A 12,377-nucleotide genomic window follows, 5' to 3' on the forward strand; every position below is an offset into this window, starting at 1 on the left:
CCTTTTCGTAACGCGTCGTTCGTATCCAACTGCACATCTCGGAAAAAGCCATGAACACGACACTAGAATCGACGGCAAATCCCTTGCCGGAAGACCTCACCTTTCTCGCCGAACGCTTGACGGCGTTCAACGACGGCGATGTCGGCGCGTCCGAAAGGAAGGCCCTGGCTGTGTTCGTGCGCGACGAGCATGGCGCGGTCGTCGCGGGCATCTCCGGCTACACCGCCTGGGGCTGGCTCTATGTGCAGTGGCTGTGGGTCGATGAACGACTGCGCGGCCAGCACATGGCCGGCAGCATGCTGGACGCGGCCGAACAGGAAGCCGTGGGGCGCGGCTGTCGGAATGCCTGGATCGATACCTTCAATCCCAATGCCGCCAAGGTCTATCAGCGCCAGGGCTATCGGCCCTTCGGCACGCTTGCCGATTTCCCTGTCGGCCGCAGCCGCATCTTCCTGCAGAAGACGCTGTCGCCAGCTTGATCAGCCCGCAAGGCGTCCGCCGCGCATCGGCTGCGGCGCGCCAGTCGTGCTCGGGAAGCTGATCGGCAGGCCCCTCAGCACGCGAACCGCGAGGAAGGCAAAACACTCCGCCTCCACCGCGTCGCCGCTCCAGCCAAGGCTTTCGGCCTGCACCACCTCGACACCGGCGCGGCTGGCCAGCATCGCCATCATCGTCGGGTTGTGGCGGCCGCCGCCGCTGACCACGAGTGTTTTCGGCCGGCTTGGCAAGAGGTCGAGCGCCTTGCCGACAGCTGCGGCGGTGAAGGCAGTGAGCAGGGCCGCACCATCCTCGGCATTCAGGCCGTCCGCCATCGCGGCGCCGAAGTCGAAGCGGTCCAGCGATTTCGGATAGGGCTTGGTCAGATAAGGATGCTGCAACAGCCTGGCGAGCCGTGCCTCGTCGACCATTCCCGCGCGGCCAAGCGCGCCGTCGCGGTCCATTTCTCCCAACCCTTTCGACTTGATGAAATCGTTCAGCGGAGCGTTCGCCGGCCCGGTGTCGAAGGCGACGACATTGTCGGCGCCATCCCACCAGGTGATGTTGGCGACGCCGCCGAGATTGAGCACGGCCACCTCGCCGCTGGCGCCGGCGCTGCGCATCAGTGCGGTGTGATAGGCAGCCGCCAATGGCGCGCCTTGCCCGCCGGCACGCATGTCGGCCGAGCGGAAATCGTAGGCGACCTTGGTGCCGAGGATTGTATGCATGAGTTCGCCATCGCCGAGCTGCCGGGTCTGGCCGAGCCGGCTTACCTGTGGTGCGCGATGCAGCACGGTCTGGCCATGAAAGCCGACGACGCCGATGTCGGCTATCGTCATGCCATAACCTTCGACGAGTTCCTTGACCGCAGCCGACTGGGCACGTGTCAGGGCCTCTTCCGCCTTGCGAAAGATCGCCGGCTCCGGTCCGGTGAAATTCCAGGCCCTTGCCGCGGTCAGCGTCTCTTCCAGCAGCGAGCGGATCGATTGCGGGTAAGGCATCAGCCGATAGGTGCCGAAATCGTCGATGCGCTCGCCATCGGTCTTGATCAGTGCGACGTCGATATTGCCGTCAAGCACGGTGCCGGTCATCAGGCCGACGGCCCAGATTGGTTCCATCATCTAGCTCCTAAAGTCCATTGACGAGATCGCCGACCGCCTGTCGCAGCGAAGCGATGCCGCTGTCGAAATGACGTGTCGGATGGATCCGGTTGGTGAGCAAGGTCCACGCCTTGCCTCTGTCGAAGTCGATCCACAGTCCCGTGCCGGTAAAGCCGGTGTGGCCAATGGTTCCCGGACTGCACAACGTCCCGCCGGACCAGCCCTCGTAGGGGCGCTCCCAGCCATGGGTACGGGTGGCGGACAAGGGCGTTCGCATCAGCGCGATCGAACGCCCGGAAGCGCCGGTGCCATCCAATAGCCCCTGCGCGAAATCGAGGACGGAAGCGGCCGTTCCGAACAGGCCGGCGTGACCCGCGCCTTGCAGCGCCGAGCAATTGTCGTCATGGACCTCGCCGGACAGCACGCGATGGCGCCAGGTGCAGTCCTCGGTCGCGGCTGACGCATCCGGTTCGGCGGAGAAAGCAAAACCGGGGCCGGGATCCATGTCCCGGATCGTCTTTCCCGTCAGCCGCTCAAGCGCAAAGCCGAGCAGGATGAAGTTGATGTCGGAATAGACCGGGTCGCGGGCGCGCCATTCGCGCTGCAGGATGAAGGCACGCAGCAGTTCGGGGTCACGCCCATAGGTGTAGATCGGCTCGACGGCGGGAAACGGCGTCTGGTGGCCGAGGCACTGGCGGAACGTCGCTTTCCGCTCCCAAGCCTCTTGATCATACTGGCGAAGGTCCGGCAGGACCGAGATCACCGGCGCATCGAGATCGATAACAGCGTCTTCCGCCAGCGCCAGGATGCGCGGCGTCGTGAAGATCACCTTGGTCAAGGACGCCAGGTCGAACCAGGTTTGGTCGTGCATAGGGCGCGGCTTCGGCACCAACTGCGCGGAGCCGACCGATCGGACTACGCGTTCGCCATTTCTGTCGACAATGCCGAGCACGCCGCCGGGGATCCGCCCGGCGGCCACTGCGGCTTCCAACGGTGCGAAGGCGCGGTCGACGAGCTGGGCGAGGTCGCTCAATGCCGGGCTCCGTCTGAAAAGTAGCGCTGTGTCCCGCCAGCCATCACGCCTCCGCCCTCGCGCGATGATCAGGCCCAAACTGCTCCCATCTCGCCGGCGCCGGCTCAAACCCCTGCGGGCGCACCAGCGAGGGAACCTGGCGCGTGTCGAGTTCGAAATGTTCGTGGCGGCGGTCGATGGTCGGAACGGCGGCGATGAGCTTCTTCGTATAGGAATGCTTCGGCTTCGACAGCACCGAGGCCGCGTCGCCGATCTCGACGATCTGGCCGGCATAGATGACGGCGATGCGATGAGCGATCCGTTCGACGACAGCCATGTCGTGCGAGATGAACAGGTAGGCGAGGCCAAACTCGCGCTGCAGGTCGACCAGCAACTCCAGCACCTTGGCCTGCACCGAGACATCGAGCGCGGACACCGCTTCGTCGAGAACCACGACGGACGGGTTGAGCATCAGCGCGCGGGCAATGCACAGCCTTTGCCGCTGGCCGCCGGAGAATTCGTGCGGATAGCGCTCCAGACTGTTCTTTGGCAGGCCGACGCGTTCCAGCAGGCTCACCATCCTGGCTCGCGTTTCATCCTTGACCCGACCACCGGTGGCGATCACCGGTTCGGCCAGAATGCTCTCGATGGTCAGCCTTGGATTGAGCGAGGCATAGGGGTTCTGGAACACCATCTGCACGGGCAGGGCGCTCTGCTCGGCCGAAGCCTTTCGCACGCCAACCGAGAAGCTGCCGCGTGTCGACCGCACCAGCCCCAGGACGGCGCGCGCTGTGGTTGATTTACCCGAACCGCTCTCGCCGACGATGGCCAGTGTTTCACCTGGCATCAGGTCGAAGTCGATGCCATCCACGGCATGCACCGCGCCGGTGGCGCGGCTGAAGAAACTGCTCTTGAGGGGAAATCGTACAACCAGGTTATCGACCCTCAGGGTCGGTTCCGTGCTTGCGTCCTTGTCGCGCTGCCCGTCCGCGCGCGTCGCGCTGCCGTTGGCGAAATGCGGCACGGCATGCAGCAGATGCTGCGTATAGGGATGCTGCGGAGTGTCGAGGATCTGGTTCAGTTCACCTTGCTCCACGGCCTGGCCGTTCTGCATCACCATCACCTTGTCGGCGATACCGGCAACCAGGCCGATGTCGTGGGTGATGAAAATCATCGACATGCCGGTTTCCCGCTTCAGCTCGGCCAGCAGCGCCATGATCTGCGCCTGCACCGTCACGTCGAGCGCCGTCGTCGGCTCGTCGGCGATGAGCAGGCGTGGATTGCAGGCCAGCGCAATGGCGATCATCACCCGCTGCAGCATGCCGCCTGACAGCTGGTTGGGTGTGTATTTCAGTCGCCGCGCGGCATCGGGAATGCGCACGCGGTCGAGCGCATCCCTGGCCGCTGCGGTTGCTTGTCTTCCGGTCAGCCCACGGTGCAGGCGAAACGATTCCTCGATCTGCCTGCCGATGGTCAGCACCGGGTTGAGCGAGGTCATCGGCTCCTGGAAGATCATGCCGATCTCGGCGCCGCGAATGCCGGTCAGCTGCGGCTCGGTCGCGGTCATCAGGTCGAAGACGCTGCCGTCGGCCCGTTTCAGCTTCATGGTGCCACCGGTGATGCGACCACCGTCAAAATCGATGAGGCGGTTGATCGACAGTGCGGTGACGGATTTGCCCGAGCCGCTCTCGCCAACGATGGCCAGCGTCTCGCCGTCGGCGAGGTCGAAGCTGACGCCGCGCACCACCTCATTGGCTTGCGGATTGCGGCCGAAGCCGACGCGCAGATCCGCAACGGACAGCAGCGGGGTCATGCCGGCGCCCTCCGCATCTTCGGGTCGAGGATATCGCGCAAGGCGTCACCAAGCAGATTGAAGCCGAGGATGCTGATCATGATCGCCAGACCCGGGGAGATCATCAGCCAGGGCGCCGTCTCCATCAGATTGCGGCTGTCGCTCAGCATCAGGCCGAGCGAGGCGGCGGGCGGCTGCGTGCCGAGCCCCAGGAAGCTCAGGCCCGCTTCCGTCAGTAGCGCCCAGGCCAGCGCCAGCGTCACCTGGACGGTCAATGGCGCCACCAGATTGAGCAGCAGATGCCGCGTCACGATGTAGCTCGAACTGCTGCCGAAGGTGCGCGCGGCGTCGACGAATTCGCGCGCCTTGAGCGACAAAGCAGGGCCACGCACCACGCGGGTGAAGATCGGCGTATAGACGATGCCGATGGCAACGACGCTGGTCCAGGTGCCCGGCCCGGCGACGGTGACGATGAGCAGCGCCAGAAGGATTGCCGGGAAGGCCAGCAGCACATCCATGATCCGCATCACAACGCCGTCCCAGCGGCGTCCGAGCCAGGCGGCGGCCAGCCCCAGCACGGTGCCGGCAAGCGTCGCGAAGGCCACCGAGAAGAAGGCAACGGTGAAGGATTGGCCGACGCCCGCCATCAGCCGGCTGGCCACGTCGCGGCCGAACAGGTCGGTGCCCATCCAGTAAGCGCCGTTGGGTGCATGCAGCCTGTCGACCCTGTATTGCGTGATGGGATTGTGCGGCGTCAGCCCCAGCATGCCGAGGATGGCGATCAACAGATAGGCGCCGACGATGATGCCGCCGATGCGGCCGCTGCCGTGGCCGAAGATGGCGCGCAGGATGCGCATCATGGCTCTCCCAGACGGATGCGCGGATCGAGCGCGACATAGGCGAGGTCGACCAGGAGATTGACGATCATGAAGTTGAAGGCGATGAACAGCACGCTGCCTTGCACCAGCGCGTAATCGCGCTGCAGGATTGCGTCGAGCACCATGCGTCCAAGCCCCGGCAGGGCGTAGATCTGCTCGACGATGACGGCGCCGCCCAGCAGGTAGCCGAATTCTATGCCGCTGAGGGTCACGACAGGGATCAGCGCATTGGGCAGGGCGTGCCGCCAGATGACACTGCGCGCCGAGGCGCCCTTGCTGCGCGCGGTGCGGACATAGTCGTCGCTCAGCACGTCGAGCATTGCCGAGCGCGAGATGCGGGTGACCGACGCGGCGAAGGCGAAGCCGAGCGTGATGGCGGGCAGGATAAGCTGGCTGAGATTGCGCAAGGGAGCCTGCCACAGCGGCGCGAATTCACCCATCGCCGGCAGCACGCCGAAGCCGGCCGACAGCGCGTAGATGATCAGCAGGCCAAGCACGAAGCTCGGCGTCGACTGGCCGATCATCGCGGCGATGCGCACGCCGAGATCCGATAGTTTCTCATTGTGCGTGGCGGCAAAGATCCCCGCCGGCATGCCCACGGCAAGCGCGATGATCATCGACAGGATGGCCAGTTCGAGCGTCAGCGGGAAGCGCTCGAGGATGACGTCGAGCACCGGCCGGCCATAGGTGACCGAGATGCCGAGATTGCCGTGCAGGATGCCGCCTATCCAGCGCCAGTACTGGACGAACCAGGGCTGGTCGATGCCGAAGTAGGCGGCGAGCGAGTCGCGTTGCGCCGGCGTCAGCAGGCCGGCTTCGGTCCCCAGCATTGCCGTGATCGAATCGCCCGGCACCATCCGGATCGCAACGAAGACCAGGATGGACACGCCAAGCAGGACGAGAGGAAACGTCGCCAGTCGTCGCATCAGATAATTCACGCGAAGAGTACCTCTCGTCCAATGCCGGCGGCTACTGCTGGATGGTCACCTTGCTCAGGCTGAACAGCGTGCCCGTCGGCGTCGGCACGAACCCCGCAATGTTCTTCTGCTGCGCCGTATAGCTGTACGAAGTGTAGAGCCAGATCCATGGCGACATCTCGGCGAGGTGCTTCTCGAACTCGGCGAAGATCACCTTGCGTTTTGCCGGATCGGTCTCGGCGCGGCCTTTCTGCATCAGGCTGTCGAGCGTGTCGTCGATGTAGTTCGCCACCTTCTGCAAATTGCCTGATTTGGTCCAGTAGCGGTTGTACATGGTGTAGGGGTCGGCGCGGCCGCCGTTGAGCGCGATGGCCATGTCGAAGTCGCCCTTCAGCCAGGCGTCGACATAGACGTTGAGCTCCATCATCTTGATGTCGAGCTTGACGCCGATTTCGGCAAGCTGCGACTGGATGACCTGGGCTTCCGCCGCCGCCGTCGGCGGCTCGCCGGTGGCGCCGATCACCGTCGCCGCAAAGCCGTCGGCATAACCGGCCTCGGACATCAGCTTCTTGGCCTTTTCGACGTCGCGCTTGTAGCAGAACAGCTGGCTCGGATCGGTCGCCAGCGCCGGGATGGTCAGCGGCCCGGTGACCTTGCCTTCGCCGAGTGAAGCGGTGTCCAGCACCTCCTGCCGGTCGATGGCGCAGGAGATGGCCTGGCGCACCTTGAGCTCGGTCATCGGTTTGCGCGACGGATTGAGCTGCAGCACGTGATAGGACAGAACCGGCACCCGGTTCAGTTGCAGGCTGGCTTCCTTCGGCACCAGCGTGGCGACGAGCGGGTCGTTGAGCAGCGCGAAATCGATCTGCTTGGTGCGCATGGCGGCCAGGATCGCGGCTTCGTCGGGAAGCACGCTGATCTCGATGCCGTCGACGCCGGTCGCGCCGCCCGCCCAGTCCTTGTTGGCGCTCAGCACCTCCTTGGCATTGGGGTCCCATTTGTCGAGCTTGAAGGGTCCTGAGCCGACCGCCTTGGTGCCGATCGAGCCGGCCTTGATTTCGCTTGCCGGTACGATGGCCGCGTTGACGTCGCTCATCGCCGTCAGGATCGGCGCATCCGGCTGCGACAGATGAAACACGACGGTCGCCGCATCGGGCGTGTCGATGCTGGCGATCGACAGGAAGTTGGCGCGCGCAGCCGCGCCCGTCTTCTCGTCGAGGATGCGCTCGAACGATGCCTTGACGTCGGCCGGGGTCACAGCCGTGCCATCCTGGAATTTCGCCTTGGGATCGATCTTGAAGGTCAGCTCCTTGCCATCCTTGGAGAATTCCCAGGAGGTGGCGATGGCCGGGATGATCTGCAGGCTGGCGTCGACCCGCACCATCGGCTCATAGATTAGCTCGAGCAGCCGCAGTGACGAAAAGGCCGTCTGCTTGTGCGGGTCGAGCCCGGTGGCGTCCTGCGACCAGGCCATATGCAGCGTCGCTGCATTCGCCTGCGTTGAAACCGCGGCCAGGCCGAGCATCGCGGCCAGCGTGATGCCTGACAGCAGCTTTCTTGTGAGGTGAACCATTCTCGTCTCCCATTCTGATTGAACTTGACGCCTTGCAGTTTCTGCGGACCGCTTCCAAGACACACATGGTTTGGAGTATCGGCCCAGTCTAAGCGGCTTCACGCCGTCTTGTCTCAAGCGGCCCTGCCGTCGTGTTCATGCGGCTTCATGCCGTCGCGTTGCTGATTGCCTTTCGCAGGAAGCCTCCAGCCTTGCCGAGAGCCGCTCGCGCCTCCTCGACGCCCATGCCGGTGATCGTCACCAGGATCGCCAGCTTCACGTCATTGCCGGTCTTGCCGAGCACGTGTTTTGCCTGCTGTGCCGTGCAGCCGGTCGTCTGCATGACGATCCGGATCGCCCTGGCGACGAGCTTCTTGTTTGAGGGGTTAAGGTCGACCATCAGGTTCTGGTAGCTCTTGCCGATGCGGACCATGCTGGCGGTGGTCAGCATGTTGAGCACCAGCTTCTGCGCGGTTCCCGACTTCAGCCGGGTCGAGCCGGTGAGCACTTCCGGACCGACAACCGGCGAGATGGCGATGTCGGCGATGCCGGCAATGGTCGAGGCCGGATTGCAGGATAGCGCGACCGTCGTTGCGCCCACTTGCCTGGCATAGTTCAGCCCGCCGATGACATAGGGTGTGCGCCCACTGACCGCGATGCCGACCACCACATCGTCTGACGTGAGCCCGATCTCTTCCAATGCCTTGGCGCCCATTTTGGGATCGTCCTCGGCGCCTTCCGTCGACCGCATCAGGGCGTCGGGCCCGCCGGCGATCAGGCCGACGACCATGCCTTCGGGCACGCCGAAAGTCGGCGGACACTCCGAAGCGTCGAGAACCCCAAGCCGGCCGCTGGTGCCGGCGCCCATGTAGATCAGGCGTGCGCCATTCTGGAAGGCAAGCACGATGCGGTCCACCGCGGCCGCGATTTCCGGCACGACCTTCTCGACCGCCGCCGGGACAGCCCTGTCTTCGTCGTTAATCTTGCGCAGCACGTCGATGGTCGGCAGCAGGTCGATGTCCATCGTCCTTGGGTTCCGGCCTTCGGAAACCAGCCGGTCCAGCTCGGACATCAACCCTTGTTCGGTCATCTCTTGCTTTCAAATCATGCTGCACGGCCGGCGTCGAGCATGGCTCCTTGACCGGCACCTGCGCGCACGGACCTGGGTCCGTTCTCGCTACCTGTTTCTTTTGTTAACTTTTTAGAATTGATTATTCGCATCGTCAACAGACATATGGAATATATTATTCCTATGTGGACAGAGCGCTATCGCCCGCCGCAGGACCGTTTTGCGAGGATGATCGCGCCCGAGACGGCGTCGCCGTCAGCCGGCTTCAGGCGGCGCCTCACATCGGGGGCGAGCCATGGCTCGAGCGGGCTGGACAGGCCGCCCAGCAAGGTCACGCGCGGCGCGCCCTGCTCGAACAGCACCCGCACCAGCGTGTCGATCTGCTCGGCCGCACTTTGCACGATGCGCCGCCCGATCGGATCGCCCTGGTCGGCATGGCGCATCACCATCGGCGCGAGGACCGCGTAGTCCGTGGCGCTGGCGCGGTCCATCCAGGCGACCGCTTCCATCGGGTCGCCTTCGAAGCGCTGCATCACCTCGGCCAGCAACGCTGTCCGCTCGTGCCGGCCGTCATGGGCGCGCAAGGCCAGTTGCACGGCCCTCAATCCAAGATCGGCGCCGCTGCCTTCGTCGGAGATCGGAAACCCGTAGCCGCCGACGCGCAGGTCGCGGCCGTCGACAAAGCCGAGGCCGATCGAGCCGGTGCCGGCAATGACGATGGCGCCGTCCTGGCCGGAATGGGCGCCAAGGCAGGCACCGACGCCGTCGCTGACGAAATCGATGCTGGCAAATGGATGCGCAATCGCCCGCAACACTTCCAGCGCGCCCTTGCGGCCGATGCCGGCAAGGCCAATGCCGGCGCTGATGCGGGCGGTCTCGGCGGGTCCGAACCCTGCCTCTTCGATCGCCGTCCCGAAAGCTTTCGCAATCGAGGCCCAGGCAGCGTCGATGCCGAGCCGGGTTGTCGCCGGGCCCGACAGGCCCTGTCCCAGCACGTTTCCCTGGGCATCCTCGATGCGCGCCCGGCAGCCGGTGCCGCCGCCGTCGACACCGAGAAAATAATGATCCGCGCCACTCATGCGCTCAGCCGCTCGATGTCGGCGCCGCACAGGCGGAGCTTGCGATCCAACTGCTCATAGCCACGGTCGAGGTGATAGACCCGGTTGATGGTCGTCTCGCCCTCGCACACCAGCGCCGCCAGCACCAGCGACACCGAAGCACGCAGGTCGGTGGCCATCACCGGAGCGCCATGCAGTTTCTCGCCACCACGCACCAGCGCCGTGGTGCCCTGCAGCTTGATGTTGGCGCCGAGCCGCATCAGTTCGGGAACATGCATGAAGCGGTTTTCGAAGATCGTTTCACGCAACAGCGACGCGCCGTCGGCGCAACACATCATCGCCATGAACTGCGCCTGCAGATCGGTCGGAAACCCCGGATAGGGTTCCGTCGTGAGGTCGACCGCCTTGAGCGGCCGGTCGCGGGACACGATGAGCCCGCGGTCGCCCGGCCAGACGCTGACACCGGTGGCCTCCAGCAGTTGCACCACCGAGGCCATATGTTCGAGCCGGGCATGCGTCAGTTCGAGCTGTCCGCCGGTAATCGCCGCGGCGATGGCATAGGTGCCGGCCTCGATCCGGTCCGGGATAATGTCGTGCCTGGCAGCCTGCCAGGTCGTGTCGCCAGCGATCAGGATGCGGTGCGTGCCGGCGCCTTCGATGCGCGCGCCCATGGTGTTGAGACACGCGGCGAGATCGGCCACTTCGGGCTCGCGCGACGCGTTGAGGATTTCGGTTTCGCCCTTGGCCATGGTCGCCGCCATCATGGCAGTTTCCGTTGCCCCGACCGACGGCGAGCTCAAGACGATGCGCGTGCCGGTCAGCCCGTTCGGCACTGACGCGACGATCGAGCCGTTTTCGATGGCTATTCTGGCGCCCAGTGCTGCGAGCGCCGCGACATGCATGTCGACCGGCCGCGCGCCGATCGCGCAGCCGCCCGGCAGCGAAACCCGCGCATGGCCGAACCGGGCCAGCAGTGGCGCCAGCACGAGCACCGTCGCCCGCATTTTTCGCACCGTGTCGTAGGACGTCTCCTTGGAAACGGCGGAGCTGGTGTCGATCGTCGCGGCATGGGCCGAGCGCGTCACTTCGGCGCCGTGCAGCCGCACCACGCCGAGCATGTTTTCGATATCGGTCACATCGGGCAGGTTGGTCAGTTCGAGCGGGTAGGGGCTGAGCAGGGCCGCCGCGATCTGCGGCAGGGCGGCGTTCTTGGCGCCGGATATGGTGACCGCGCCTTCCAGTCTTTGTCCGCCGACGATCCGCAGTCTGTCCATGGGCTGAAACCTTGTGCGCGGAGCCGGGCCGCCGTCTCGCTCCGGAGTCCTGCTCCGAATCCTGGATTGGCTTGGGTCCAGGTCGAGAATTAATTGTGCGTTCTTGGCTGTCAATCAGAATTGGAATATTTTATTCCTATCGTGGCACGCGGTCAGCCCGGGTTGACTGTGCGGCTTGCCGGCCTGAAACGCGTATAGGGAATCCCGTGTCCGTTCTGAACAGGATCAATGCGAAGCTCGACGGCATGGCGCCTGGCGATCGTGAGATCGGCCAGTACATCGTCGACAATCCCGACCAGATGCTGCGTTTGTCGACGGCGGCACTTGCGGCCGAGATTGGACGCAGCCAGTCGAGCGTCGTCAAGTTCAGCCAGAAGCTCGGCTATGCCAGCTACCAGGAGCTCAAGCTCGCCGTCAGCGAGGCCAAGGCGCAGGAATGGCAAGTGCCGGCCGGCGTGATCCACGGTTCGATCGAGGTCGGCGACAGCTACCAGGTTATTCTGAAAAAGCTGGTCGGCAGCAAGCTTCTGTCGATACAGCGGACCGTCGCCGCCAACACCGAGCGGATCATTTCCAGGGCGCTGGAACTATTGGATGGCGCGCGCCGCATCCATCTGGTCGGTGTCGGCGCCTCCTCGCTGGTGGCGCGCGATTTCTCCTACAAGCTGATGAAGCTCGGCCGCAATGTGCTGCATGACAGCGACAGCCACGTCCAGATGGCCAATGTCTCGACGCTCGGGCCTGGCGATGTGCTGTTTGCACTCTCCTATTCCGGCGCCAGCATCGAAACCTTGCGCATCGCCGAGCTTGCCCGCAAGCGCGGCACGACGGTGATCGCTGTCACCGGCCTGCACGACAATCCGCTGAGCCGGGTTGCCGACATCTGCCTCTACACCATCGCCGACGAGGAGCGTGCGCGCTCCTCATCGATCACCGCGCGCGACGCGCAGCTGACGCTGACCGACCTGCTGTTCATCCTGCTGGTGCAGAAGCAGCCGGACGCCAACGAGTATGTTCACAACAGCGAAGTGGCGGTCTCGGTGCTGAAGGCCGATCGGTCTTCGTAGTTTGCTCAGGACGGAGGGCATTCCCGCCGTCATCTTGAATTGAGCCTGCCTCTCCCGCGATCTGCCTGAGGCTTGCACGTGGGGCTTTTGGTATCCACATCCACCTGACACCAAAATCGCAGCAAAGGCTTTTCTTGCCTCTTGTCGCCGAAGGCGCGACGTTGCGAAACACCGGAGGAAA

At 64.6% G+C, this 12,377-nt stretch carries 11 protein-coding genes; 2 read left to right on the top strand and 9 right to left on the bottom strand.

Annotated features, from left to right (window positions below; genetic code table 11):
• Nucleotides 1-50: 50 nt before the first annotated feature.
• Complete coding sequence (locus AC1D10_RS16860) at nucleotides 51-479, top strand: GNAT family N-acetyltransferase (protein WP_477273678.1); 429 nt, start codon at nucleotides 51-53, stop codon at nucleotides 477-479.
• Here AC1D10_RS16860 and AC1D10_RS16865 read toward each other — a convergent pair whose 3' ends face one another.
• From AC1D10_RS16865 to murA, 9 genes are all read right to left on the bottom strand, one after another.
• Nucleotides 480-1,595: an anhydro-N-acetylmuramic acid kinase gene (locus AC1D10_RS16865; RefSeq protein ID WP_477273680.1), complete on the bottom strand. Its 1,116-nt coding sequence runs from the start codon at nucleotides 1,593-1,595 to the stop codon at nucleotides 480-482.
• A gap of 10 nt (nucleotides 1,596-1,605) precedes the next feature.
• Nucleotides 1,606-2,610 carry a serine hydrolase domain-containing protein gene (locus tag AC1D10_RS16870; RefSeq protein WP_477273682.1) on the bottom strand — a complete coding sequence of 335 codons (1,005 nt, stop codon included), beginning with the start codon at nucleotides 2,608-2,610 and terminating at the stop codon, nucleotides 1,606-1,608.
• 43 nt (nucleotides 2,611-2,653) lie between these two features.
• Nucleotides 2,654-4,402 (bottom strand): ABC transporter ATP-binding protein, encoded by a 1,749-nt coding sequence (locus tag AC1D10_RS16875; RefSeq protein WP_477273684.1) that lies wholly within the window; start codon nucleotides 4,400-4,402, stop codon nucleotides 2,654-2,656.
• Nucleotides 4,399-5,238: an ABC transporter permease gene (locus tag AC1D10_RS16880; protein WP_477274131.1), complete on the bottom strand. Its 840-nt coding sequence runs from the start codon at nucleotides 5,236-5,238 to the stop codon at nucleotides 4,399-4,401. Before AC1D10_RS16880 ends, AC1D10_RS16875 begins: the two co-directional genes overlap by 4 nt.
• Nucleotides 5,238-6,197, bottom strand: coding sequence for an ABC transporter permease (locus AC1D10_RS16885; RefSeq protein WP_477273686.1), 960 nt, complete (start codon nucleotides 6,195-6,197; stop codon nucleotides 5,238-5,240). The genes AC1D10_RS16880 and AC1D10_RS16885 overlap by 1 nt, the downstream gene beginning before the upstream one ends.
• A gap of 31 nt (nucleotides 6,198-6,228) precedes the next feature.
• Complete coding sequence (locus AC1D10_RS16890; RefSeq protein WP_477273688.1) at nucleotides 6,229-7,749, bottom strand: ABC transporter substrate-binding protein; 1,521 nt, start codon at nucleotides 7,747-7,749, stop codon at nucleotides 6,229-6,231.
• Nucleotides 7,750-7,894: 145 nt separating this feature from the next.
• Complete coding sequence (gene murQ, locus AC1D10_RS16895) at nucleotides 7,895-8,818, bottom strand: N-acetylmuramic acid 6-phosphate etherase (RefSeq protein ID WP_477273691.1); 924 nt, start codon at nucleotides 8,816-8,818, stop codon at nucleotides 7,895-7,897.
• Nucleotides 8,819-8,994: 176 nt separating this feature from the next.
• Nucleotides 8,995-9,876 (bottom strand): glucosamine kinase nucleotide-binding domain-containing protein, encoded by an 882-nt coding sequence (locus tag AC1D10_RS16900; protein WP_477273693.1) that lies wholly within the window; start codon nucleotides 9,874-9,876, stop codon nucleotides 8,995-8,997.
• A complete protein-coding gene (gene murA, locus AC1D10_RS16905) occupies nucleotides 9,873-11,129 on the bottom strand; it encodes a UDP-N-acetylglucosamine 1-carboxyvinyltransferase (protein ID WP_477273695.1) in 1,257 nt (418 codons plus the stop codon). The genes AC1D10_RS16900 and murA overlap by 4 nt, the downstream gene beginning before the upstream one ends.
• A gap of 206 nt (nucleotides 11,130-11,335) precedes the next feature.
• Here murA and AC1D10_RS16910 point away from each other — a divergent pair, with 206 nt between their 5' ends.
• Nucleotides 11,336-12,196, top strand: a complete 861-nt coding sequence (locus AC1D10_RS16910) for a MurR/RpiR family transcriptional regulator (protein WP_477273697.1) — start codon at nucleotides 11,336-11,338, stop codon at nucleotides 12,194-12,196.
• Nucleotides 12,197-12,377 lie beyond the last annotated feature (181 nt).

Source organism: Mesorhizobium sp. P2_A8 (assembly GCF_056404935.1).